The 371-nt window shown below is 32.3% G+C and carries 1 protein-coding gene; it reads right to left on the bottom strand.

Annotated elements, in window-relative coordinates; genetic code table 11:
• The coding region (locus tag AOA61_RS30840; RefSeq protein WP_218197347.1) for a hypothetical protein at window positions 1-188 on the bottom strand (188 nt) is incomplete at its 3' end.
• Window positions 189-371 lie beyond the last annotated feature (183 nt).

Genomic DNA, 371 nt, shown 5'->3' with positions numbered 1-371 from the left:
CCCATGTACGTGACCTTCGCTACTGGGACAACCTTTTTTCCTTCTACTTCTATTGCATCTCCATAAACTAGTGAAACATCTCTTTCTTTAGAAAACTTTTTGAACATCGCTTGCCCAGGTATTTCAAACCTTTCTTTCCCATTATTTAATATAACCTTTTCTGATGATGAAACTGTCTCCTTCTCCATTTTTATCGCCTCCTATATATAAGGTATTAATTCGTCCTTTTCCTAAAAACTCCTTGTCAAATTATCTGAAATTTAATTTGAATTCTTAATTATCATGTTTACTAATAAATGACCGGGGTAATTAAATATATAACACGAGAACATTGGAGGTTGTTGTAGAAGAATTAATTAACGATCTAGAAA

This window comes from Pseudomonas sp. 2995-1 (genome assembly GCF_002742505.1).
Lineage (GTDB): Bacteria > Pseudomonadota > Gammaproteobacteria > Pseudomonadales > Pseudomonadaceae > Aquipseudomonas > Aquipseudomonas sivasensis.
The sequence above is the reverse complement of the archived record's forward strand: the minus strand, read 5'-3'. Positions and strand labels throughout refer to the sequence as shown.